Origin of the sequence: Clostridium sp. ZBS15, assembly GCF_023845705.1 — a bacterium.
GTDB classification, from domain to species: Bacteria; Bacillota; Clostridia; order Clostridiales; family Clostridiaceae; genus Clostridium; species Clostridium aquiflavi.
The window spans coordinates 22418-47328 of record NZ_JAMQHY010000054.1; the positions used below are offsets into that span (position 1 = coordinate 22418).

Sequence of the window (24911 nt, forward strand, 5' to 3'; positions counted from 1 at the left end):
GTTCTTAAGTTCAATTACTCCGCCCACTTCGCTTATGCATATATCAACACTGTTTTAAAACATAGCCTAAAAGTAAAAAAATAAAACCCTTATAACAAAGGGTTTTATTTTTTACCTAATTATTTAGTTGGTATTTCTATTTTAGGTTTATTTTTAGATTTCTTATATAGTACCATCTTATTTCCTATTGCTTGAACGCCTTCGCATCTTAAAGCCTTACATATTAAATCTGAAGTTTCTCTAGTGTCTAAACCACTATTTTCTAAAACTTTTATTTTAATAAGTTCTCTTTTTTCTAAAGCTTGAGCAACTTGAGTTAAAAAGTTTTCTTCTATCCCATTTTTGCCTACTTGAAATATCGGAGATATATTACTACCTAATCCTCTTAAGTAAGCTCTTTGTTTTCCAGTTAACATTCATTTTCCTCCAAAATTCTATTATAATAAGTATTCAAATTCGAAATCATTTAATCTAACAACATCTCCGTCTTCTATACCCATTTCTCTTAATTCATTCATTACGCCTTTATTTTTTAATACTTTATGGAAATATCTTAATGAATCTGCATCATGTATATTTACAGCACTTAATAACCTATCTACAAAAGTTCCAGAAATAACATAAGTATTGTATTCTTCATCTTTTTCAACATCTATAGCATATGTAAATCTCTTTTCTTCTGGTATATACATTTCATCTTCTGATATTTCTAATTCCTTAACAGGAATTTCTTTAAGCATTCTTGCTGCTTCTTTTATTACTTCATCAACACCCTCTCTTGTAGCTGCTGACATCTTATAAACTTTAGCAAATCCAAGTTCTTTAACTTTTTTTTCAAACTCTTCAAAAACTTCATCATCATAAAGTAAATCTGATTTATTTGCTACTACGATTTGTGGTCTATCCCATAGTTTAACTGAATATTTTTTTAGTTCCTCGTTGATCTTAACGAAATCTTCAAAAGGTTCTCTTCCTTCTATTCCAGAAATATCAACTATATGAACTAATAATCTTGTTCTTTCTATGTGCTTTAAGAATTGTATTCCTAATCCTACACCTTCTGCAGCACCTTCTATTATACCTGGGATATCCGCCATAACAAATGGTTCTATACCATCTATTGCTACAACACCTAAGTTAGGCTTTAAAGTAGTAAAATGATAATTTGCTATCTTTGGAGTAGCTTTAGTTGTCATTGATAATAAAGTTGATTTACCTACATTAGGGAATCCTAATAATCCAACATCAGCTAATAATTTTAATTCTAAAACTATTGATAATTCTTCACCTGGCATTCCTGGTTCAGCATAATGTGGTGCTTGCCTAGTTGCAGTAGCAAATTTAGTATTACCTTTACCGCCTCTTCCGCCTCTTACAAGTACAAATTCTTGACCCTTTTTAGATAAGTCTACTATTACTTTATTACTTTCTTCTTCTCTTATTATTGTTCCCATTGGAACTTTTATAATAAGATCTTGACCAGCTCTACCATAACATTTAGATGTTCCGCCATTCTCACCATCTTCTGCAATAAATTTCTTTTTATATTTGAAATCTAATAGAGTAGTTATTCCAGTGTCAACTCTAAGTATTATGTCTCCACCATCTCCACCATCTCCACCATTTGGACCTCCAAGTGGTACATACTTTTCTCTTCTAAATGAAATGGCTCCATCTCCGCCTTTTCCTGATTTTATGAATACTTTGGCTTTATCTATAAACATGCTATCACCCTTCTTAATTAAATTCTTTTCCTAAATAGAATATCTTTAAACTCAATTATGATTAAATTCTTATTTTACTAATTATTATGTCTTCAAAAATCACACTTTATTATAACACATTAAAAATCCCTTATAATTAATTTAACTAATTATATAATAATTTAATCATAAATAATCTAAAATGATGTTTAATTACCAAAGTTCTATTAATATTTTTCAACTCAATAAAACTATTAATTTATTTTAATGTTATTTTTTCAAAGTAATATCAATATTATATTAATAATTCAATATAACTTAAAAAGCACCCTGTTGGGTGCTTTATTTCAAAAAATAATTATTCAGCTATTGCTTCAACGTCTACTGGGTAAACACTAGCTTTTTTCTTATCTTTACCCACTCTTTCGAATTTAACAACTCCGTCGATTTTTGCGAATAAAGTATCATCTTTACCTCTACCAACGTTGTTTCCTGGGTGAATCTTAGTTCCTCTTTGTCTTACTATAATATTTCCAGCAAGAACAAATTCTCCATCTGTAGATTTAACTCCTAATCTTTTAGATTCAGAGTCTCTACCATTCTTAGAACTACCCACTCCTTTTTTATGAGCGAATAATTGAAGGTTCATAATTAACATAAGGCTACACCTCCTCTTTCAATAAAGTTATATATTCTTTACGTTTCTTACTTCCAAACATTTCATCTAAACTTAAAATTAAACTTTCTAAGCTTTTTTCAAAAGTTTGTAGTAAAACCTGTGCTTGTTCTATTTCTTTTTCGTTAAAATCATTAAGATCTAACTTTAAATATCCATCACTTATTTCATAAGTAGAATTAAGTTTTAATACTTCGTCCAAACCTATAATAACGCTTTGTGATAAGACTGAAACAGAATTACATATCATATCAAATGTCTCGCCAACTAAAGAAACATCATTTCTAAAGTCTCTATCTCCACATAAGGCATGATTGTTTATTACAAATCCAATAATACTACTGTCTTTATAATTAATTCCTACTTTAATCATGATATTAAGCTTCTATCTTTTCGATTACTAACTTAGTATAAGGTTGTCTATGACCATTTTTTCTTCTATAGTCTTTTTTAGCCTTATATTTGAAAACTATAACCTTCTTTTGCTTTCCTTGAGCTAAAACCTTAGCTGTAACTTTAGCACCTTCAACTACTGGTGCACCAACTTTGATACCTTCATCGTTAGCTACTGCTAAAACCTCTGTTAATTCAACTGTAGAATCCACTTCAGCGTTAAGTTTTTCAACGTATATTACGTCTCCTTCTTGAACTCTGTATTGTTTTCCTCCTGTTGCTAATACTGCGTACATTAAAACACCTCCTCATTTAACGGTCTCGCCACTTTTGGTACAAAGATTTAACTTTGTTCATTAAAACCTTACGTGTGCGGTCTACAAAAGCCATTTTATCACATTATTAATTTTTTGTAAATTAAAATTTGCTATTTTGTAATGTAAATTTAATATATTTTGTGTTTTTTGCTCATTATAATATATTTTTCATCTTATATAGTGTCAAATTGTGTTATTTTGTATTTCTCTAAATTAACTTTTTGACTTTGAAAAATTAAAGGTTCTATCTTAAACCCTTCCATATTTTCAATATAATTTAAATATATCTCTTTATCAAGGCAATCTATTTCTTTTAGAAAATTAAATAAATCACCTTTTATTCTCTCTTTATAAACATTGTCAATTTCAATATAAAAAGAACTTATTGTATTATCTTCTTTTATTCTTAAAATTTCATTTTTTATAAGGTCTTGAATATAAGACAATTTCAAAATCCTTCCATGTCCATTACAAGTCATGCAATTTTCTTCCATATACTCATAAATACTTTTTCCTTGTCTTCTTCTTGATATTTGAACTAAGTCTAATTCTGTAAATTTAAATATCTTAGTATTGCCCTTGTCTGATGAAAAACTTTCTTCTAATTCTCTCATAACAATATTTTTTTGAGATTTATCTCTCATATCTATAAAATCTATAACAATTATTCCACTTAGGTTTCTAACTTTTACTTGATTTCCAATTTCTTTTGCTGCTTCTAAATTAGTTTCTAAAATAGTTTTATCAAAACTTCTTCCTTTTATGTTTTTCCCACTATTAACATCAATAACATACATTGCTTCTGTTTTATCAATAACTATATAACCACCACATGGAAGATTGACTTTATTATGTCTTAACTTTAAAAGCTCTTTTTCAAGTCCATAAAAATCAAAGATATTTCTCATACCAGAATACAATTCTAATACTACATTACTTTCACCTTTACTAAAATCTTCAATCTTTTCAAAATCTTCTTTATTATCTGCATATATTTTCACAGGATTCTGTCCAATTGTATTTCTTAAAATTCTAAATAAGCTCAAATCTTCGCCATAAATTTTCTTAACTTCAGTAGAGTACTTTAAACTTTTATTTATATTAAGAAATTCATTATACAGTCTATTAATTTCATTTTTTAAAGTTTCACTGTCTGCATTTATTGCTTCTGTTCTAATTGTTATTCCTACATCATTTAACTCTTGTAAATTTTCTAAGATTTCTTTTTTCTTTTCTTCATCAACTATTCTCTTTGAAAAATGAATTCCTTTGTCATAACAATTTAATACTGCATATTTACCAGGTATACTAACTTTAGTAGTAAGCTTAGCACCTTTATCATTTATTGGCTCTTTTACAACTTCAACAAGTATATCTTCACCTTTTTTTATGCCAGTACTTTTTAGCTCTTCACTATAATATAAATATCCTTCTTTGTTTAATCCTAAATCTACAAAAATTGAATTAATAGCAGGAAGTATTTTTTTTACTCTTGCCTTATATATTTCTCCTATTATCGGTTCATTTTTATTCTCTTCTACTATACTCTCTACTAACTTTTCATTTTCTCTTATACCAATTCTTAATAAAGATTCTTTTCTTTCAATAAAAATCTCTTTCAATACACTCACATCCTAAATGAATTAGCTTTATTATTAAATATCAACACTGTTTTAAAACATAGTCTATAATTACTATTTATTAAATTCTAATGCTTTATATAATGGTAATAATCTTTCACCTTTTAAGAAATACATTTCTTCTCTTTTTATATCTACAAAAGATTCTGTTTTAACATTAGAAGTTCTTTCTTGTATATATTTAACTACCAATTCAGGTGCTAAATGCTCTCTACTACCTGAATTAATAACCATATTTATAACTAGATAATCATCTTTTATCCAAAATTTAAATTCTCTAATCATTGTTTTTATATCTACTTCTTTTTCACCTTTTTTGCTCTTTTTTATTGTCTTCCACTGGTTTTTATTTAAAAGTTCATTAACTTCATTTTCAAGATTTTCTGTATTTTCATAAGGAACTTTTGCTGTATATCTCGCTGCATCAATTAATGCCATCCCCTGAGGAACTTTCTTTTCCCCCTCTACATATGGAATTTTAGTTGCCTCTTTAAATTTTATTCCACTTGAAGATACTGAATTTAATCTATCTATAATTTCTTTTTCATTCATTTCCTCTGCAAATACTAGATCCATGTATTCTCCATCAGAATACACACCAACAGCTAGTGGTTGAGCTATGGACATAGTCATATGTGGATTAAACCCTTTTGAATACTCCATTGGAAGCTCAGCTCTTCTAATATTTTTTTGTATAGTCCTCATTAAATCCAGATGAGAAATAAATTTTACATTTGCTTCTTTAGTATATTTAATTAAGTATCGCACCTTCGAAACATTCCCCTTCCTTAAAGTTCACATTAACACCACATCCTGTACATCCTTTTCTACAGTTTTGTGTTAATTCTTCTCTTTTAGCTTTTTCATTTTCTATTTCTAAATATTTTCTATTTACTCCAATATTAATGAAGTCCCAAGGTAATATTTCTGAATATTCTCTTTCTCTATATACATAGAATTCTCCATCTACATTACATTCTTCTAGTGATTCCATCCATGCATCATATTTAAAATACTCTGACCATCCATCAAATTTAGCACCTTTTTCAAAAGCTTTTATTAAAACATCACATAATCTTCTGTCGCCTCTAGCAAATAATGATTCCATAAATGATGTTTTTTGCTCATGATAATTATAATTTATAGCTCTAGTTTTTATTGAATCTTTTACAGCATTTATCTTTTTATTTACAATTTCCATTCTTTCCATAGCACTCCATTGGAATGGTGTAAATGGCTTAGGTACCAATATTGAAGTACTCACTGTAACTCTAAGTCCTTTATTTCTAACACCTTTAGGAATTTCATAATATTTTGCAACTATTTTTTCAGCTAATTCTCCAATAGCAGCACAATCCTCTATATTCTCATATGGTAATCCAATCATAAAGTAAAGCTTTAATTTACTCCACCCTGATTGAAATGCACTCTTGGCTGCGTCTAATATTCTTTCTTCAGTTAACCCTTTATTTATTATATCTCTCATTCTTTGAGATCCTGCTTCTGGCGCAAAAGTTAAACCTGTTTTTCTAACTTTTTGAATTTCCTTTATTAAATCAACTGAAAAAGCATCCACTCTTATTGACGGCAGCGCTATTCCAACCTTATTTGGCTCATGTTCTTCCATTAAATCTTTTATTAATTTTTCTATTTCAGAATAATCACAAGTACTTAATGAAGATAATGAAATTTCTTGATATCCTGTATTTTTAACTAATTCTCTAGCTTGCTTTACTAAATCTTCTCTTTTCTTTTCTCTAACTGGCCTATAAATCATTCCTGCTTGGCAGAATCTACATCCATTAGTACATCCCCTAAATGTTTCTAATACTACTCTATCATGCACTACTTCTGTATAAGGAACTATGATGTTCTCTGGAAAATCAACATCTGTATAATTATTTATAATTCTCTTTGTAACAACTTTTGGAACATCATCATATTTAGGTTTAAATTCTTTTATTGTTCCATCTTCCTTATAAGTAACATCATATAATGAAGGTACATAAATACCTTGAATTTTTGATATTTCTCTTAAGAATTCCTTTTTCTTACCCTTACCCTTGTATTTTTTATATACTTCTAAAACGTCATCCATCATTTCTTCGCCTTCACCAATTTCAAAGAAATCTACTATGTCATATAAAGGTTCTGGATTATACGCACAAGGACCACCAGCCATAACTATTGGCTCATCTTCGCCTCTTTTTGATGCTCTAATAGTTATTCCTGACATATCAAGCATATTTAATATATTTGTATAACTCATTTCATATTGTAATGTGAATCCTAATATATCAAATTCACCTAATGAATCTTGAGTTTCTAACGTAAACAATGGAATATTATTTTTTCTTAATTGTTCTTCCATATCTGGCCATGGTGCAAATGTTCTTTCGCAATATGTATCATTTCTTTTATTTATTGTATGATAAAGTATTCTACTTCCTAAATGAGACATTCCAACCTCATAAACATCTGGAAAACAAAATGCAAATCTTATGTCAACTTCTTTTGGTTCTTTAATAACTTGGTTTAATTCTCCACCAGTATATCTACACGGCTTTTCAACCTTAAATAAAATATCATCTGAAATTTTGTTCATTCTAAAAAATTTCCTCCTTAAAAATCATAAAATATGATTGTTCTTTCTATTTCATTCGGACGTTATATTTTTAAACTTTTGTAATCTTCTACATTAAAATAAGAAGTATAACAAGTATACTTCTTATTTTTTGATAACCCTATTCTAACACAATTATAGTATATTTGAAACAGCGTTATTATTGCCAATACTTCATACAATACCTAAATTACATTTTATTATTTTCATATAAATTTTTAATGTTCTTTTTCACATACTCTTCTAAAGTTATATTTCCATACTCCTTTAAAGCTCTTAACAATTCATCTTCATGAATTATTTTAAGTAATTGCATATCATCATCAATAACATAAAATGTATTAAATTTATTTTTATCTACTAATGTTAGTACATTGACTAAGCCCTTTTTATAATATACCGAGATACTTTTATTTTCTATATAATCATACTTTTCTAATTTTCTTGATTTTTTAATCATATCACTCATAATTATATACATTGTCTTCTCTTTCTCTCTAATTGTAGCATATGTCATCAGTATAGCAGCTAAAAATAGACTTATATTTATTTTATGTAAAAATATCATTATAATAAATAATATAAAAAATATGCTAGAAACAATAAAACTAAAAATTCCTGTGATTTTTTTAGATTCCTTATATAAAAACTTTTTTGATAGCAATATTTCATATATTCTTGAACCATCCAATGGATATGCTGGTAAAAGATTAAATATTCCCAAACTCAAGTTAATATCTATACTTCTTTTTATAAAATTAGAATCTACATATTCCTGAATAAAAAATAAAAATACAACCATAAAAATATTAAATGCAGGACCAGATAAATATAAAATAAGCTTTTTCTTTTCTGATAATTCATCAACATCACTTAGTTCTGCATATGTTCCTGATAAATTTAATTTTATATTATAAAATTTACAACCAAACTTTTTAGCAACCAATATATGAATACATTCATGTGCTATAATCCAAAAAAAACTTATAAATAGTGTACTCTTAAAATCTAAGATAGCAAATATTATTAAAATTTCTATAATAAAAATACTATACCATTTTTTCATGTTCAACTCCTACGTCATTGATATTGCATTATACATTTTTCAAATTAGAAAAATCTAAATATTCAGTTGGATCTTGTTCCTTTCCCATATAAATAAACTTAAATATTACTCCTGTTTTTTCAGTATTAGATATTTTATTGCAATCTCCTAAATACTCTCCTTTTTTTATTTCATCCCCTTCTTTAATATCAGAATTTTTAATCATTCCATAGTATGTTTGAATTCCATTACCATGATTTATTAATATATTTTGTCCTCCATCATCAGTTGCAGCTTTAACAACAGTTCCATCCATACTACAAATAACTTGTTCTCCTTCTTTACCTTCAAGGAAAACCCCTTTAATATCACCTTGCAATTTCATGTACGAAGCCAAAACTGGCAAGCAATAATTATCTTTTATTTTGGCTTTAATGCTAGTCTTTTCAACTTTATTTGTTTTTTCTTTAAGTAAATTCATACAATCTACAGCTTTATCCTTTAAATCAGTACTCTTTATTTTATTAATAACACTAATAACATAAGAATAATTAATATCTTTGCTAAAGTCTTGAGTTAGATATTGTTTTGATAATGTATATATGTCTCTAGTTTTTTGTATTGGCGTAATTTTCAAAGAAAATATTATAGCAAATAATATTACAGAAAATACACATTGAAATAATAACTTGTTAATAAATCTAGGTTTCTTTTTTAAATTTGTATAATCATTAGCATAACTTAATCTTTTATTATAAGGATTAATTGATTTTCTAGTATTGATACCTCTTTTTTGATTCAATATATTCTTGTAGTATCTTTCATATTGACTTCTATAGTTACTCATATTTCCCTCCACTATTGATGATTTAAATTTTATATTAGAGAAATAACTAGAATTAAAGATTATTAATTCTAGTTATTTCTTTAATACTAGGTATAATATAATGCCTTATTAAATTATATTTACGGAAAACGTATATTATGAAATATTTCACTACTAAATAAAAAAAATACTATTATTTTATTACAGTACATGCTTTTTGGTTCTATTTTATTAGGCTATGTTTTAAAACAGTGTTGATATTGTAGTATAAAGCTCATGGACAGAGGAATTTACTTTAAGAACTCTAAAAAAAAACAGATGATACATTAATATCACCTGCTTCTATATAACCTTCTAACATGAAGATTAATACCCTTTATTAAAATTGTTTAATTATTAAATCTGCTGTACCTAAGTTGGTAACAACCGGTATATTATGTACATCGCATACCCTAAGCAATGCTGATACATCTGGTTCATGTGCTATTAATGCTATTCTCATATATCCCACTCCCTATTCTAAACCATTTAATCTAGCTTTTATCTTTTATCTAAAAATATATTTTCTTTCTTCTCATACCTATATTCAATACTAAAGCTATAGACATAATAGTTGTTAAAAGTGAACTTCCACCATAACTTATTAATGGTAATGTTATTCCTGTTATAGGTAATAATCCAATTGTCATACCTATATTTTGAAATATTGCAAACAAGAAGTATGAAATTATTCCAACACATATAATAGATCCAAAAATATCTTTTGATGTTCTTGCAATAGAAATCATCTTATATATTAAAAATCCATATAAGGTTAATAATACTATAGCTCCAATAAGCCCCCATTGTTCAGCTATTGCTGCAAATATAAAATCTGTTTGAACTTCTGGAACATTCTGAGCTGAATATCCTGTTGTTCCATCAATTTTTAATGATGGCCTACTTCCAAGTATTCCGCCTGATCCTATTCCTATTAATGACTGTGTTAAGTGATATCCAGATGTAGCATCTGCTGCTTCAGGATTTAAAAACGCTGTAAATCTTTGCTTTTGATATGATTGAATAAGTCCTGAATTCCAAACTATAACTATTAATAGTACTAAGCTTAACAACCCACCACCTATTACTTTCATATCAAGTCCTGCTATATAAAATATACCAAGAACTATAAAAAAGCAAACCATAGTCATTCCCATATCAGGTTGAGTTACAATAAATATAACTGGTACCAATGCATAAAAGACAAGTATAAAGAAACTTTTAAGATTATTTATTTCTCCATCCATCTCATCTAACTTTTTAGCCAGCATAAGTATAATTCCTAGTTTTGCAAGTTCAGCTGGTTGTAATTGAAAGCCTCCAACTCTAATCCATCCCCTTGCACCATTAACTACTACTCCAATTCCCGGAATCTTAGCAGCTAAAAGCAGTATTACAGATCCCCAATAAAATATTGGAACATAATTTAATATTATTGTATAATCTATAGCAACAAAAAAATACAGTGCAATTATAGATAAAACAAGCCAAAAAAATTGTTGTTTTGCAAAAGCAAAACCATATTCTCCTTTAGTACACATATAAATGTTTAAAATACCATATAGCACTAAAAGCACTGTAGAAATTAATACAGTTTTATCAATTTCTTTTATTAATCTTAAGTCAATTTTGAAGTTTTTAAGCAATTCCTCACCTCGAATATATAGAGATTTATAATAAAATTATATATATATATTATCTTATTTTTCTCTATAAAAAGCTATTAATTCAACAAATCATAATAAAATATTAATATTTTATTATAAGCTTTATCTTCTTATACTTTTAATAGGAATACTTGCAATTAATGCAGAAGTATTTTCACCTTCCATATCTTCACTCTTATTTACAGATATTTCAACATCATCTACTTGAATTTCTATATATTTAGATATTACCGCAAGTATTTCTTTTCTTATTTTTTCTAAAGTATCTGTAGGAATTTCCCCTCTATCATGTATAAGTATAAGCTTTAATCTATCCTTTGCAACTTGCTTAGGTGTTGGTCTACTGCTCAACCCCTTAAAAAATCCCATTTAAGACCCTCCTTACTTACGTTTAAATAATCTTTTTAATGATGTAAAGAAACCAGTTGATTCTTGTTGTAAATTCATTATATCAACTTTTTCTCCTGTAATTCTTTTAGCTATATTTCTAAATGCTTGTCCTGAATATGATTGTTCCTCTAATACTATTGGTTCTCCCTTATTAGTAGAAACAGTTATGTTTTTGTCATCAGGAACAACTCCTAAAAGTTCAACTGATAAAGTTTCTATAATATCACTTATGTCAAGCATATCTCCATTTTTAGTCATTTCATAATTAAGTCTATTTATTATTAACTTATGATCTTCTAGACCTTTAGCATCTAATTTTCCTATAACTCTATCTGCATCTCTAACTGATGTTATTTCTGGATTTACAACAATAACAGCACTATCTGCACCAATAACAGCGTTTTCAAATCCTTGTTCTATTCCCGCTGGTGAGTCTATAATAACATAATCAAATTCTTCCTTTAATTCATTTACTATTCTAAGCATTTCTTGTGGGCTTATATCGTCTTTATCTTTAGTTTGGGCAGTTGGAAGTAAACACATATTTTGAAATCTTTTATCTTTTATAAGTGCTTGTTTTAACCTACATCTTCCCTCTAACACATCAACTAATGTATATACTATTCTATTTTCTAATCCTAACAATACATCTAAATTTCTAAGTCCTGTATCTCCATCAATAACTACAACTCTTTTACCAAGTGCAGCTAATGCAGTACCTATATTTGCTGTTGTAGTTGTTTTTCCAACTCCACCCTTACCTGAAGTTACTACAATAGATTCTCCCATTTACATTCTCCTCCGATATTATATATATTTATTTGCTAAATATGGTTCAACTATAATGGTTCCGTCCTTCACTTTTGCTATTTCTGGATACTTAGGTTTTTCTAATCCATCTGGTGAAATAGTTATTACATCTGCTATTTTTAATATTTCTGGTTCTAGTAAAAAAGCAGCAATAATAGATTTTTTATTCCCTGTATTCCCTGCATTTACGCTTCCTTTTAGTGATCCTAAAACGATTATATTGCCACCTGCATGAACTTCTGCTCCGCTATTAACATCTCCTATAATTACAATATTACCTGGGTAAGTCAAACATTGACCACTTCTTACAGTACGTCTTATAAATTTAGTTTTTCCTTCATATACCCCATTAAATATTTTCGTTTGTATATTACTTTCTTGCTCTAATTGTTCAAAAATAATTTCGTTTAATTCTATTTCATTTAAAAGGGATTCTTTAAGTTTTTGAATATCATTTTTTTTTATCAAACTTAAATTCACATTAAGAATTAAGGTTGTACCTTTGTAAAAATGCTTACCTTTTGATAACTTTTTTATTAACATATTTAACATGTCTTCAAAGCTCTCGAATTTCTCCATATCAATTGTCGCATTTATACCTTCCCTGTTTCCCTTTATTAAAACACCATCCTTATGCATTGCTACCTCCAATCAAGTGATTATTATTTATGTAAAGCAACAAGATTTAACTATCTAGTTCATCACTTCTTAAACATAGCATTAACTAAAATATTATTACATTAAATAATATTAGCAATGATATATTAGGATAAATTATGTATATATTAAATATAAAATTAATACTCATTTTTGATATTACAACCTAGTTTAAATTATAACATTATTATATTATTTTTGTACATATTAATTTGGCTTTAACACTTAAAACTGCTTGTTAAAAAGTGACTTTTTGAAAGTTTAAAAAACTTCTTATAATTTTCTATTCGTAAATAAAAAAGTTATCTTAAACTTAAATTCGTTTAAGATAACTTTTTATTATTTTTCTATATATTAGTTTTGAGTAACAGTCGCTTCATTTATTTATGGTTTAGTTGTATTAAAAGGATTTTCTAATACATATTTTTTAAATGATTCTGATTGCGATGCATAATTAGTTCCAATTAATTGATCTTTAAAATATGCTTCATAAACAGCTTTAACTGCTGGAGCTATCTCTCCACCATGTCCTCCATCAAATACAACTGCAACTACTGCTATTTTAGGATTATCAGATGGAGCAAAACTTATATATGTTGCATAAGGTGATCTACCTATTTCCTTTTGATTCTCTCTAAAATCTGCAGTACCTGTTTTACCTGCTGTTGGTATAGGGAAATTTCTAAATGTAGCGGAAGCAGTACCACCTTCCGCTTCATTAACACTTGACATACCGTTTCTAACAGCATTTATTGTATCACTTTTCATTTCTACTTTATTTAAAACTTCTGAACCAAATTCTTGAACTACATTTCCATCATTATCAGTAATTTTATCTACTAAATGAAGTTTATATCTAGTTCCACCATTTGCTACAGTTGAAACATATGATGCTAATTGCATAGGTGTATATAAATTTATACCTTGACCTATTGCAGCATATACTATTTGAGCTGGTGACGTTATTTCTGCCGGTTTGTCATTAACTGCAAATCTAGTAATTATTCTAGTAACTGCAGCAACTTGCTCATCTGCATTAAATTTTTTACCTTCACTTTCCCACTTAGCCACGCTTTGTTTATATTTATCTGAATTATCTACTATTGTTTTTACATAAGGTTTTATACTCTTAGAAAACTCATCTTCCGTTTCTTCAATGCCCTTTCCTGGTTCAACTTTTTTTAATCTTTCCTCAACCTTATCTTTTATAGACTTTTTAGCTTCTTTTATTTTTTCAGTATCATCTTCTGAAAATCCTATATCAAACGGAACAAAATTTCTTTCTGCTCCCTTATAATCTCCTTTTTCCAAATAATCTACTAATTCGTATTTAGCATAATATACTGATTGATTTTTAAATGATTCAAAATTATATGTTTGACCAAAATTTTCTTCTATCTCTATCCCTGTTGTAGCTTTTTCCTTAGAATCAGGTGGAATTCCTAATCCAAATTCCCATGCATATTTTGCTATAGAATTTAATCCTTCAATTCCTTTACCATTTAACATATACATTCTATAAGCAACTTCATAGAAATAATAGTTACAAGATACCTGTATTGCCTTAGCTACATCTGTAGGTCCATGAGTAGCACCACTAGTCTGATAAATTAAACATTTTGGGTCAAATGCCGGTCCAAATGTTTCAGGATGCTCTTTAAATACCCCCATATCTACTATTGTTTCACTTGGAGTAACTGCTCCTTCTTCAAGAGCAGCAATTGATGTTAATACTTTAAATGTTGATCCTGGCGGGATTTTTCCCATTGTTGCATAATTATAAAATGGTTTTGGATATAAATCATTAACATCTTCTCTATACCCATTCGCATCTTCTGGAAATAATTGATTAACACTTTTACTTAATCCCTTATTTTGTATTAATTGATTTGCAAAAGCTTCATAATCTGGTGAAAAATATTCCTTGGTTTCTTCTTCACTTACCGTTCCTGGTATTGTAAATACATTAGGATTATAGTTTGGATAACTAACTAAAGATAAAATCTTACCACTATTGACATCTACTGCAATTAAAGCACCTCTTGTTGCATTAGAATATCTTGATCCATCACTATCATAGTCATTCTCTCTTATATTCTTTATACCATCTGCAAAAGCATGCTCTGCTGCATATTGAATTTCACTATCTATTGTAAGATGAACATCATTTCCTGGATAAGATTGAAGTTTAAACAGTTCTTCTGTAACTCTACCTTGAGAATTTACCTTTACTGTTTTTCCACCTTTAACACCCTTTAATTGTTCCTCAAATGCTGACTCTATACCAGATTTACCTATTAAATCTGATGATACATCATATCCTCTTAATTCATACTTATCACTTTGTGAACTATCAATAGATGACACATAACCTAAAGCCGAAGATGCTAATTCTTGATTAGGATAATATCTTACAGGCTCTAAATTAACATCTATTCCTGGCAATGAACTAAGCTTTTGATAAACTATAAAAGCAGTATCTTTTTTTATATTACTTGCTATTGTTACAGCTTTATAACCTTTAAAACTTTGCATTTTTATAGCATCTTTTATTACAATAAAGTTTCTAATATCCCTTAATGAATATCCATTTTGTAATAATATATCTGTTATTTCTTTTCCGCTCATTTTACTATATACTGCACTTTGTTCCTTATTAGGACTCGGATCAACACACTTAATTAAATTATAAGCCTTGACTAAATAATAAAAAGTATCTTCTGGACTTATCTTAACTAATTCTTCATTTATTTTTTGATTTTGATTGTCATCAAGTTCTTCTACATCCTTGAAAAGAGTTTTGTGAAGTTCATCATTTAAACCTCTATCTCTTTTAAACCTAATTTCTTCATATTTTCTTGATTCTGCATCTGATGTTTTATACTCGAAGTAAATTTCATTATTATCATTTAATTTTAAATTTAAAGTATCTTGAAATTTTTCTCCATTTTCTTCTAATACTTTAAAAAGTTCTTTCATAGTTGAATAAAACACTTTATCTGCATCTGTAGTTTTAGTATATGTAAGAGTATATGTTTGTATATTAGTAGCTAATAAATTACCACTTTGATCATATATCTTTCCTCTTGGTGCTTTTTCCGATACGAATCTTGTCGAATTGGCATTAGCTCTTTCTTTATAATTATCATAATTTAACACTTGAAGATATATAAGCTTTATAGTAATAGCTCCAAAGATAATAAACATTATTATACCCAAAATAGTATACCTTGAAATTTTCTTTTTCTTTGTTGGCTTATTTACTATCATTTAAACCTCCATGGTCTTTTTTTATATTCCTCATCTGGAATTTTCATAATTAGCTTATATACAAAAAACATAATTATAGAATTGTATAATGCCATTCCTATACCTTTGAATAGTTCCATATCTATTCTTAAAAAATAGCATATTATAAATATTCCCATATATTTTAAAACAGTTATTAAAAACATAGAAATTATGGGAATTAACTTTTTAGTTTTAAATATATTTTCACCAATTATACTTGCAAAAAGACATAATAATAAATTTAATATAGAATTTATTCCAAAAACATTAAAGAAAAATAAATCCTGTAGTATTCCACTTACCGATCCTATAAAGACTGCCTTTTCTCTTCCATATACAAGTGAGTATGCAATAGCAAAAGTAAGTAATATGCTCGGATATACCCCATGTATAGAAAAGAACGGAATTAAAGAATTATCCAATATAGCTAATCCTATAGATATTAAAATAACTATTAATTTTTCCATACTAAAACCCCTAATATTTTATTTCTCTTGTGTCTTTAGGAGATACAATAAATAATTCTTCTAGCTTATTAAAATCTACATAAGGTTTTACAACAGCACTCTTCATAACTTTTATCTTATCTTCGTCAACATGAGTAACTTCCCCTATTTTAATTTCTTTAGGATAAATCAGTCCAACGCCTGATGTAATTATTACATCACCCTCTTTTACTTCTGAATCAATTGGTAAATTGTATACCTTAGCTAAATTTCTATTTTTATTATCTTTATATCCTTTTAAGTATCCAGTTGATTCTCTAGTACTTTCAACCATAACGCTTACAGCTATGTTTTCATTGATCAATGATTGAACTATACTCCAGTTACTTCCTACTGATGTTACTTGACCTACAAGACCTTGTGCAGCCATAACAACCATACCTTTTTTTATACCTTCATTTTCGCCCTTATTAACTATATATCCATCTAAAAAATTTCCACCGCTATATCCGATTATATCGCATCCTATATAATTGTAATTGTTATTTTGCTCTGCAAAATTTACAATTGATCTTAATCTTTTATTCTCTTCTTCTAAATCTGAATATTGTATAAGTTTACTTTTAAGTTCTTCATTTTCTACTGTTAGCTTTTTACTTTGATCTTTAACTCCTGAAAAATTTAAAAAGAAATCTAAAGTTTCTTTCACTCTGTTTGTAGCCTTATAAATAAGCGTTTGAGCTGGTTTCAACGCATTACTAGCACCATTTTCAATAACAGTTTTATTCTCTCTCTTGACTGTATAAACTATAAGTCCTAAAAATGTAACTGACAGCACTATAATAGTTACTGCCAGTTTGTTTTTAAGAAATTTCATTTACTAACCTCTTTGATCTTTGCTTATCTTATCAAAATCTTCTAGAGCTTTACCAGCGCCTAAAACTACACAATCAAGAGGTGCCTCTGCTATATGTACAGGCATATTTGTTTCTTCATTTATTAAAATATCCAAGCCTTTTAATAAAGCTCCTCCACCAGCTAACATGATTCCTTTATCCATAATATCTGCTGCTAATTCTGGTGGTGTTTTTTCTAGTGTTGTTTTAATTGCTTCAATAATAGCACATACTGGCTCTCTTAAAGCTTCTCTTATTTGAGATTCTGTAATTTCTATTACTTTAGGTAAACCACTTATCATGTCTCTACCTTTTATTTCCATAGTTCTATCATCATTATTAAATTCAACTACTTCACTTACTTTATCACTTTCTTCATCAGATTCACTTGCAGCTTCAACATTTACTGAATTATTAAGCTTTTTACTTACGTGAGCTGAACCTATTTCCATTTTAACTTGTTCTGATGTTCTTTCACCAATCATTAAATTAAATTCTTTCTTAATATAAGAAATTATTGCTTGATCTAATTCATCTCCAGCAACTCTTAATGATCTGCTTGTTACTATACCACCTAATGATATAATAGCGACTTCAGTTGTTCCTCCACCAATATCTACTATCATACTACCTGTTGGTTCACTAACTGGTAATCCTGCTCCGATAGCTGCTGCCATTGGTTCTTCCATTAATATAACGTCTCTTGCACCCGCTAATTTAGTAGCTTCTTCGATTGCTCTTTTTTCTACCTCTGTAATTCCTGATGGATAACAAACTATTATTCTTGGACTCTTAAATGCATTTTTAGTAGAAACTTTTTCTATTAATTTCTTTAGCATTGTTTGAGCTACATCAAAGTCTGCAATTACTCCATCTCTTAAAGGTCTTATTGCAACTATATTTCCTGGTGTTCTTCCTATCATAAGTTTAGCTTCTGAACCTACTGCTAGTGGTTTTCTAGTTATATTGTTCATTGCTACAACAGAAGGTTCTCTTAAAACTATTCCTTTTCCTTTTGCAAATACTAAAGTGTTTGCTGTTCCTAAATCTATTCCCATATCTTTTCCAGATCCAAAAAATGCCATTGTATTTTTCCCCTTTCAATTTTCAATTATACAAATCCTTTTTCTTTTAAGCTTATAAAATTATTTTTCCCAATTATTATATGATCAAGCAATTCAATCCCCATGATTTCACCACACTCTTTTATTCTAAGAGTTATATTTTTATCTTCCTTACTCGGTGTGGGATCTCCTGATGGATGATTATGAGCTATTATTATTTTTGCACTACTTTTATTTATTGCTTCCTTAAAGATTTCTCTCGGATGGACGATAGATGTATTAAGACTACCTTTAAATACATCTTTTGTGCCAATAACAATATTTTTAGTATTTAAAAATATTACCTTTAATATTTCTTGCTTTAATAAACTCATTTCTCCATTAATTAATATTGCTAAATCATTAGGACACATAATTTTTACATCTCTATCTACTGATTTAAATGTTCTAAATCTTTTAAAAAGTTCAGCTAAAGCTAGTATTTGAGAAGCTTTGCCTTCTTTTATTCCCTTTATTGATGTTATATCATCTAAACTTGCTTCTAAAATTCCATCTAACCCTTGAAATTCTGATAATAACCTATTGCTAAGTTGAAGCACATTTTCACCTTTAGTACCGGTTCTAAGTATTATTGCTAATAATTCAGAATTATTTAAAGTATCCGCTCCATAGGATAATAACTTCTCTTTAGGTCTTTCACTTTTAGGTATATCCTTAATTTTAAGACTATTTTCCATAAATACTCTCCTCTTAATATTTTGGATACCCCATCCCTTAATACTATATAGCTTCTTCAAGCATAGTTTTCAATTTATTTAAAGGAAGTCCTACAACATTATAGTAACATCCTCTAATTTCTTTAACAAAAATTCCACCTATACCCTGTATTCCATAGGCTCCTGCCTTATCTAAAGGTTCCTTGGTTTTTATGTATTTTCTAATCTCATCGTCATTCATCTTTGAAAAAACAACCTCTGTAGCAACGCCATCTTTTAATACTAAATCTTTTTTAGTGTTAATAACTACTACTCCTGAATATACCTTATGGCTTCTTCCTTGAAGTAATTTAATCATATTGAATGCATCTTCTTCATCTTTAGGTTTTCCAAGTATCTTATCATCTAATGTAACTATAGTATCTGCTGATATTATTATAGCATCTTCTTTTATCTTATCTTTAATGCTCATTGCTTTTCCTAATGCTATACTTTGAACATACTCATCAACTGAGTTTTCAAAAATCACTTTTTCTTCATCAAAATCACTAACCATTATATCAAAATCATCACATAATCTAATTAGTAATTCTTGTCTTCTTTGTGACGCAGATGCCAATATTACTTTCATATAATCACATCCCTTTAATAACTATCATCAAATAAATATCTCTTATTTATAATAATTATAGACATATTACATATTTTTAATAATTAAAATATATAAGGTGTAGTAATTGTGACGACTTACTACAGTCACTTACTACACCAATATAGTTTATCATTTAACTAGTTCTTAAACAAGTACGTTAAAGCAACTTGTAACACTTTTATAAAAATTTAATTTTATTGTAATAATTATTCTATTGCATATTTTTTAATCTTTCATAAAAGTATTTTAAGTATTCATTTACATTATTTTTATTTAATTCATCTGGTAAATTATTTATATAATCACTGATTTCTTTTAAACTATTATTTGTATCCAAGTTCTCTTTTTTTGTAATATTTAAACACCAAGTTTTATAATCAGATATTTTTACACTTTTTACATTTTCATCTTCTAATGTGCTATTTATCTTTAAAAATGCATTTATAAGTTCTGCAACTTTATTTTGTTCTAAATTTTCTTTAGATATACTAAAATTAATTTTCACAGCATTTATTCCTTGAGATATTAAATTTTCCAATTGTTTTTCACCATCTTTTTTAGAATACAATCCTATAACAACTCTATAATGACCTTCTTCTTCAATAATGTAAGAATTATATTTAGAAGGTATTGTTCTCATTGCTGCATCTGCATTGTCTTTGTTGGAATAATATCCAAATTGTAGTGCTATAAACTCTTGATCTGAAACAACATTTTCTTGTTGATTGAATGAACTAATATCTAATTTCCCCTTAAATATGAATTTACTAAAATACATTCCCATTAAAATTGATAATAAAGCTATTATTAATATTATAAATATAAGTTTCATCTTTCCATGTTTTTTATATTCATATCTAGTATACTTCATAAAATACCTCCTAAAATTAAATTATGTAAAATATATTAATTATATTTGTAATAATATATTTATTGTTAACTTTACATTTATATGAATTATGTTAGGTATTTTATTTTATAAATTTTACTTACGATATCTTATTTAATATAAGTAAATCTGATGTTTCATATTTACTATCTTCAAAAAAGTTTTTTGCAATTCTTAATTTATTGAATCCAGAGTTATTCCAAAACTTAACTGCCCTCTTATTTTTTGAATTTACACCAACTTTGAAACACTCTATACAATATTTACTCTTAAAATATTGCAAAATTTCTATTAACATATTTTTTCCAAGCCCTTTGTTTCTAAATCTTGAATCTATTAAATATAGCCATATGAATAGCTCTGATTTTTCTTGTAACTCTAATCTGCCTTTAAACACACCATAAATCTCATTATCTTTTTCTATTTTTAAAAATAGTTCTTCTTCTGTTAAATAATATTCTAAAAATCTTCTGAAAAATAATTGTTGGTCTAAAGAAAATAAATCAACACTGAATTTGTCATTTAAAATTATCCATTTATTTAATCTATCTATGTCACTCTTTTTTACACTAGTTATTTCAAAATCTTCATAATAAAACTCAACATCTACCAATACATATATCCCCTCTTCCAATTAGTTCTAGATATCAATTCCTTATTAAGTAATAATTCTTTATTAATCCATATTTATCCTTTATTAAATATAAATATTTGTTACGTTATTTGAAATGATAATTTATTTTTAAATTTGGCTCTATTTTAAATCTATGTTGATATACATTATAGATAAATATTGTATATTAATTTTTCGAACTTACTCAGCCATCATACCTGAGTTGAACTTCTTTTAGTTTTAACAAAAATAAGGTATATAATAAAATTTTATAATCTTATTACATACCTCTAATATTATAAATTTAAAATCAAATTTATAATATATTATTATCTTATTTCTTTTAATACCTCTAATAAATAACTCCATACTCTTTCTACAGAAGAAATACTCATATGTTCATTTGGAGTATGTGCGTCAAATATATCTGGTCCAAAACTTATCATATCTAAGTCTCCTAATTTTTCTTTAAATAATCCACATTCTACACCAGCATGAATTGCCACAACTTCTGCTTCTTCATTATACATTTCTTTGTAAACATCTTTACAAATTTCTCTTATCTTAGATTCTTCTTTATATTGCCACTCTGGGTATCCAGCTGTATTAGACACAGTTCCGCCTAAAATTTCAGTTAAACATTTTATTCTTAAAACTATTTCTCCTCTTAAAGAAAATACAGAACTTCTAACTGCACTGTCATATTCTACATGATCTTCTTTTGTTGTAAGAACTCCTATGTTAGTTGAACTTTCAGTTAAACCTTCAATATCAGAACTTACTGTATTTATTCCATTAGGATATAAGTATAAAAGATTTATTACATTTTCTGTACTTTCCTTTGAAAATACTTTTTCTATATTTTCTTTTAATTCTTCTATTTCTAATTGAATATTAGGATCTTTAACTCTAAATTCATTTTTAAACTCATCTCTTAATGTAGATATTATATTTAAAAATTCTTTTTCCTTATCAGCATCTATTAATAATTCTGCAATTGCTTCTCTTGGTATAGCATTATTCTTAGATCCACCGTTTAATGATACTAAATTCAACTCCATTTGGTTAAGTATATTTTTTAATACTCTTCCTATAAGTTTATTAGAATTTCCTCTTCCCAAATGTATATCAGATCCTGAATGTCCTCCACTCAAACCCTTTATTACAACTTTGAAAGCTTTTTTGCCTTCTTTAATATTTTCCCATTGTACATCTAAAGTAGATTTTGTTCTTATCCCTCCAGCACAACTTACTAATAATTTACCTTCTTCTTCAGAATCTAAATTTATTACTATTTTTCCATCTAAGCATCCTGATTTTAAAGCCATAGCTCCACTCATACCTGCTTCTTCATCACTTGTAAGTAAAACTTCTATTGCTGGATGTTCTAATGTATTATCTTCTAATATTGCCATTGCATATGCTACTGCAATACCATCATCAGCGCCAAGTGTTGTACCACTAGCATAAATAAAACCATCTTTTTCTACTAATTCTATAGGATCTTTAGTAAAATCATGCACTTTTTCGTTATTTTTTTCACAGACCATATCCATATGACCTTGTATTATTACCTTGGGAGATTTTTCATATCCTGGTGATGCTGACTTTTTTATAATTATATTTAAGGCATCATCTTGAATTGCTTCTAATCCTAGGTCTTTCCCGAAATTAAATAAATAATCGCTTATTTCCTTCTCATTCCCTGAACCTCTAGGTATTTTAGATATTTCATTAAAGTAATAAAAAACTTTTTCACAATTAATTTGTTGAAATTTTCTCATAATTATTCTTTCCTTCCTAAATATGTGATAAAATTAACATATGTACTAATTGAGCTTAGTATTAAAATTAAATAAATTGTATTATTTATTAATTTTATCATAAAACTAAATTAATATTATAGAATTTAGCTAATTTTATTATTGAGCTTTAATATTACATAAATACAAAAAGGTATTAAAATTTATAGGAGAGGTGTTTATATGCAAAAAACTAAAATGATTTTTACTATTGGACCTGCAAGTGATAATGAGGAGACTATTAGAAAATTTATAGGAATCGGAATGAATGCTGCAAGATTAAATTTTTCGCATGGTACTTATGAATCACACAGAGAGAAGATAGAATTAATTAAAAAAGTAAGAGAAGATATGGGAACTCCTACTGCAATAGTCTTAGACATAAAAGGACCTAAGATAAGAACACATAACTTTGTAAATGATGGCGTAGAATTAAAAACTGGTCAAGAATTCTGTTTTATATGCGGAGATGAACTTCTTGGTGATGAAGAAAGATGTTCTATTACTTATGAAGAACTTTATAAAGACATACAAATTGGCGGAGAAATTCTTGTTGATGATGGTCTTTTAAGATTCAAAGTTATTTCTGTTGAAGGTAAATCTATTAGATGTGCTGTAACTGTTGGTGGAATGATTAAAAATCACAAAGGTGTTAATGTTCCTAATGTAATAATAAGACTACCTTCAGTAACAGAAAAAGATATAGCTGATATAAAGTTCGGTTGTGAAATGGGTGTAGACTTTATTGCAGCATCTTTTATAAGAAAAGCTAGTGATGTAGCTGATGTAAAGAAAATACTTTCTGAAAACAATGGAAAACATATTAAAGTAATAGCTAAAATTGAAAATCAAGAAGGCGTAGATAACATAGACTCTATAATAGAGCAAACTGATGCAGTAATGGTAGCTAGAGGAGATATGGGAGTTGAAATTCCAATTCAAAAAGTTCCTATAATTCAAAAAATGATAATTAGAAAATGTAATGATGCAGGAAAATTCGTTGTAACAGCAACTCAAATGCTTGATTCAATGATTAGAAACTCTTTACCAACTAGAGCTGAAGCAAGTGATATTTGTAATGCTATATTTGATGGAACTGATGCTATCATGTTAAGTGGTGAAAGTGCTTCTGGAAATTTCCCAATTGAAGCTGCTACAACAATGTCTGAAATTGCACAGGAAGCAGAAGCTCATTTAGATTATGCTCACTTAACAGCAAGATTAAGAGAACCATCTCTTACTGATTATGCTGGTGCAATAAGTTATACAGCTTGTAGAACTTCAAATTTATTAAATGCAGCTGCAATAGTAGCTGCTACTAAAAGTGGTGCTACAGCTACTATGATTTCAAGATATAGACCAAAATCTCCTGTTATAGCAATAACTCCTTACGAACAAGTAAGAAGAAGTTTAGCTTTAACTTTTGGTGTATTACCAATGCTTTGCGAAATGTATAATACTACTGATGAAATCTTAGTGGAAGCTAGAAGATCAGTGTTTGAATTAAATTTTGCTTTACCTGGTGATGATATTGTAGTTGCTGCTGGAATGCCAACAACTCAAACTGGTGGAACAAATATGTTAAAAATAGAGAAATTATAATATTTATTTTTAAATTTAAAATACTTTAAAACTAAAATAAGCTGTTTCAACATACAATATCCCTTGTATTTGAAACAGCTTATTTTAATCTATGTATTAATATATGTATAAGTAAAGTAGACTGAGTAATTGAACTTAGGAATACTAAAAATGA

At 27.7% G+C, this 24911-nt stretch carries 24 protein-coding genes and 1 pseudogene; 1 reads left to right on the plus strand and 24 read right to left on the minus strand.

Annotated features, from left to right (window positions below):
* Positions 1–119: 119 nt before the first annotated feature.
* The 24 genes and pseudogenes from yhbY to NG904_RS14905 all read right to left on the minus strand — a co-directional run bounded on the left by yhbY (position 120) and on the right by NG904_RS14905 (position 23137).
* The gene (yhbY, locus tag NG904_RS14790) at positions 120–416 is read right to left on the minus strand and encodes a ribosome assembly RNA-binding protein YhbY (protein WP_252214524.1); all 297 of its coding nucleotides are present in this window, start codon (positions 414–416) and stop codon (positions 120–122) included.
* A 21-nt stretch (positions 417–437) separates the two neighbouring features.
* Complete coding sequence (obgE, locus tag NG904_RS14795) at positions 438–1724, minus strand: GTPase ObgE (protein ID WP_252232442.1); 1287 nt, start codon at positions 1722–1724, stop codon at positions 438–440.
* A 337-nt stretch (positions 1725–2061) separates the two neighbouring features.
* Entirely contained in the window at positions 2062–2361 is a 300-nt protein-coding gene (rpmA, locus tag NG904_RS14800) for a 50S ribosomal protein L27 (protein ID WP_003372402.1), read from the minus strand.
* Between the two features lie 4 nt (positions 2362–2365).
* Positions 2366–2752, minus strand: coding sequence for a ribosomal-processing cysteine protease Prp (locus NG904_RS14805; protein WP_252214520.1), 387 nt, complete (start codon positions 2750–2752; stop codon positions 2366–2368).
* A 4-nt stretch (positions 2753–2756) separates the two neighbouring features.
* Complete coding sequence (gene rplU / locus NG904_RS14810; RefSeq protein ID WP_252214518.1) at positions 2757–3068, minus strand: 50S ribosomal protein L21; 312 nt, start codon at positions 3066–3068, stop codon at positions 2757–2759.
* Between the two features lie 194 nt (positions 3069–3262).
* Positions 3263–4711: an Rne/Rng family ribonuclease gene (locus tag NG904_RS14815; RefSeq protein WP_252232444.1), complete on the minus strand. Its 1449-nt coding sequence runs from the start codon at positions 4709–4711 to the stop codon at positions 3263–3265.
* Between the two features lie 72 nt (positions 4712–4783).
* The gene (locus NG904_RS14820; RefSeq protein ID WP_252214514.1) at positions 4784–5497 is read right to left on the minus strand and encodes a TIGR03936 family radical SAM-associated protein; all 714 of its coding nucleotides are present in this window, start codon (positions 5495–5497) and stop codon (positions 4784–4786) included.
* Positions 5481–7334: a TIGR03960 family B12-binding radical SAM protein gene (locus NG904_RS14825; protein ID WP_252214511.1), complete on the minus strand. Its 1854-nt coding sequence runs from the start codon at positions 7332–7334 to the stop codon at positions 5481–5483. Before NG904_RS14825 ends, NG904_RS14820 begins: the two co-directional genes overlap by 17 nt.
* Before the next feature lie 208 nt (positions 7335–7542).
* Positions 7543–8418: a site-2 protease family protein gene (locus tag NG904_RS14830; protein WP_252232447.1), complete on the minus strand. Its 876-nt coding sequence runs from the start codon at positions 8416–8418 to the stop codon at positions 7543–7545.
* A gap of 28 nt (positions 8419–8446) precedes the next feature.
* Positions 8447–9244, minus strand: a complete 798-nt coding sequence (locus NG904_RS14835) for a M23 family metallopeptidase (protein ID WP_252214505.1) — start codon at positions 9242–9244, stop codon at positions 8447–8449.
* Positions 9245–9602: 358 nt separating this feature from the next.
* Positions 9603–9704, minus strand: a pseudogene (locus NG904_RS14840) (methylglyoxal synthase); the annotation flags it as partial.
* 70 nt (positions 9705–9774) lie between these two features.
* Entirely contained in the window at positions 9775–10908 is a 1134-nt protein-coding gene (gene rodA, locus NG904_RS14845) for a rod shape-determining protein RodA (protein ID WP_252214503.1), read from the minus strand.
* A 123-nt stretch (positions 10909–11031) separates the two neighbouring features.
* On the minus strand, positions 11032–11298 hold the full coding sequence (gene minE / locus NG904_RS14850; protein WP_252214500.1) for a cell division topological specificity factor MinE: 267 nt from the start codon (positions 11296–11298) through the stop codon (positions 11032–11034).
* A 12-nt stretch (positions 11299–11310) separates the two neighbouring features.
* Entirely contained in the window at positions 11311–12108 is a 798-nt protein-coding gene (gene minD, locus NG904_RS14855) for a septum site-determining protein MinD (RefSeq protein ID WP_252214497.1), read from the minus strand.
* An 18-nt stretch (positions 12109–12126) separates the two neighbouring features.
* Positions 12127–12768, minus strand: coding sequence for a septum site-determining protein MinC (gene minC / locus NG904_RS14860; RefSeq protein ID WP_252214494.1), 642 nt, complete (start codon positions 12766–12768; stop codon positions 12127–12129).
* A gap of 402 nt (positions 12769–13170) precedes the next feature.
* Positions 13171–16056 carry a penicillin-binding transpeptidase domain-containing protein gene (locus tag NG904_RS14865; protein WP_252232449.1) on the minus strand — a complete coding sequence of 962 codons (2886 nt, stop codon included), beginning with the start codon at positions 16054–16056 and terminating at the stop codon, positions 13171–13173.
* Positions 16053–16544, minus strand: a complete 492-nt coding sequence (mreD, locus tag NG904_RS14870) for a rod shape-determining protein MreD (RefSeq protein ID WP_252214488.1) — start codon at positions 16542–16544, stop codon at positions 16053–16055. The genes NG904_RS14865 and mreD overlap by 4 nt, the downstream gene beginning before the upstream one ends.
* 10 nt (positions 16545–16554) lie before the next feature.
* A complete protein-coding gene (gene mreC, locus NG904_RS14875) occupies positions 16555–17400 on the minus strand; it encodes a rod shape-determining protein MreC (RefSeq protein WP_252232451.1) in 846 nt (281 codons plus the stop codon).
* A gap of 3 nt (positions 17401–17403) precedes the next feature.
* Complete coding sequence (locus NG904_RS14880; RefSeq protein ID WP_252214482.1) at positions 17404–18504, minus strand: rod shape-determining protein; 1101 nt, start codon at positions 18502–18504, stop codon at positions 17404–17406.
* A gap of 26 nt (positions 18505–18530) precedes the next feature.
* A complete protein-coding gene (gene radC / locus NG904_RS14885) occupies positions 18531–19220 on the minus strand; it encodes a RadC family protein (protein WP_252232453.1) in 690 nt (229 codons plus the stop codon).
* Positions 19221–19263: 43 nt separating this feature from the next.
* The gene (locus NG904_RS14890) at positions 19264–19830 is read right to left on the minus strand and encodes a Maf-like protein (RefSeq protein ID WP_252232455.1); all 567 of its coding nucleotides are present in this window, start codon (positions 19828–19830) and stop codon (positions 19264–19266) included.
* Positions 19831–20062: 232 nt separating this feature from the next.
* Complete coding sequence (locus NG904_RS14895) at positions 20063–20722, minus strand: SPOR domain-containing protein (protein WP_252232457.1); 660 nt, start codon at positions 20720–20722, stop codon at positions 20063–20065.
* 118 nt (positions 20723–20840) lie between these two features.
* Positions 20841–21353: a GNAT family N-acetyltransferase gene (locus NG904_RS14900; RefSeq protein ID WP_252214470.1), complete on the minus strand. Its 513-nt coding sequence runs from the start codon at positions 21351–21353 to the stop codon at positions 20841–20843.
* 329 nt (positions 21354–21682) lie between these two features.
* The gene (locus NG904_RS14905) at positions 21683–23137 is read right to left on the minus strand and encodes an aminoacyl-histidine dipeptidase (RefSeq protein ID WP_252232459.1); all 1455 of its coding nucleotides are present in this window, start codon (positions 23135–23137) and stop codon (positions 21683–21685) included.
* Between the two features lie 201 nt (positions 23138–23338).
* On the opposite strand from NG904_RS14905, the gene pyk reads away from it, so the two are divergent.
* Positions 23339–24757, plus strand: a complete 1419-nt coding sequence (pyk, locus tag NG904_RS14910) for a pyruvate kinase (protein WP_252214463.1) — start codon at positions 23339–23341, stop codon at positions 24755–24757.
* The last annotated feature ends 154 nt before the right edge of the window (positions 24758–24911 follow it).

What these genes read in the sequence shown, in the direction of transcription:
- NG904_RS14895 (WP_252232457.1), bottom strand. Translation starts at nt 20,722, where the DNA reads ATGAAGTATACTAGATATGAATATAAAAAACATGGAAAGATGAAACTT.
- pyk (WP_252214463.1), top strand. Translation starts at nt 23,339, where the DNA reads ATGCAAAAAACTAAAATGATTTTTACTATTGGACCTGCAAGTGATAAT.
- NG904_RS14890 (WP_252232455.1), bottom strand. Translation starts at nt 19,830, where the DNA reads ATGAAAGTAATATTGGCATCTGCGTCACAAAGAAGACAAGAATTACTA.
- NG904_RS14905 (WP_252232459.1), bottom strand. Translation starts at nt 23,137, where the DNA reads ATGAGAAAATTTCAACAAATTAATTGTGAAAAAGTTTTTTATTACTTT.
- minE (WP_252214500.1), bottom strand. Translation starts at nt 11,298, where the DNA reads ATGGGATTTTTTAAGGGGTTGAGCAGTAGACCAACACCTAAGCAAGTT.
- minC (WP_252214494.1), bottom strand. Translation starts at nt 12,768, where the DNA reads ATGCATAAGGATGGTGTTTTAATAAAGGGAAACAGGGAAGGTATAAAT.
- NG904_RS14865 (WP_252232449.1), bottom strand. Translation starts at nt 16,056, where the DNA reads ATGATAGTAAATAAGCCAACAAAGAAAAAGAAAATTTCAAGGTATACT.
- NG904_RS14825 (WP_252214511.1), bottom strand. Translation starts at nt 7,334, where the DNA reads ATGAACAAAATTTCAGATGATATTTTATTTAAGGTTGAAAAGCCGTGT.
- NG904_RS14880 (WP_252214482.1), bottom strand. Translation starts at nt 18,504, where the DNA reads ATGGCATTTTTTGGATCTGGAAAAGATATGGGAATAGATTTAGGAACA.
- mreD (WP_252214488.1), bottom strand. Translation starts at nt 16,544, where the DNA reads ATGGAAAAATTAATAGTTATTTTAATATCTATAGGATTAGCTATATTG.
- NG904_RS14835 (WP_252214505.1), bottom strand. Translation starts at nt 9,244, where the DNA reads ATGAGTAACTATAGAAGTCAATATGAAAGATACTACAAGAATATATTG.
- rplU (WP_252214518.1), bottom strand. Translation starts at nt 3,068, where the DNA reads ATGTACGCAGTATTAGCAACAGGAGGAAAACAATACAGAGTTCAAGAA.
- obgE (WP_252232442.1), bottom strand. Translation starts at nt 1,724, where the DNA reads ATGTTTATAGATAAAGCCAAAGTATTCATAAAATCAGGAAAAGGCGGA.
- rpmA (WP_003372402.1), bottom strand. Translation starts at nt 2,361, where the DNA reads ATGTTAATTATGAACCTTCAATTATTCGCTCATAAAAAAGGAGTGGGT.
- radC (WP_252232453.1), bottom strand. Translation starts at nt 19,220, where the DNA reads ATGGAAAATAGTCTTAAAATTAAGGATATACCTAAAAGTGAAAGACCT.
- NG904_RS14830 (WP_252232447.1), bottom strand. Translation starts at nt 8,418, where the DNA reads ATGAAAAAATGGTATAGTATTTTTATTATAGAAATTTTAATAATATTT.
- NG904_RS14805 (WP_252214520.1), bottom strand. Translation starts at nt 2,752, where the DNA reads ATGATTAAAGTAGGAATTAATTATAAAGACAGTAGTATTATTGGATTT.
- mreC (WP_252232451.1), bottom strand. Translation starts at nt 17,400, where the DNA reads ATGAAATTTCTTAAAAACAAACTGGCAGTAACTATTATAGTGCTGTCA.
- yhbY (WP_252214524.1), bottom strand. Translation starts at nt 416, where the DNA reads ATGTTAACTGGAAAACAAAGAGCTTACTTAAGAGGATTAGGTAGTAAT.
- minD (WP_252214497.1), bottom strand. Translation starts at nt 12,108, where the DNA reads ATGGGAGAATCTATTGTAGTAACTTCAGGTAAGGGTGGAGTTGGAAAA.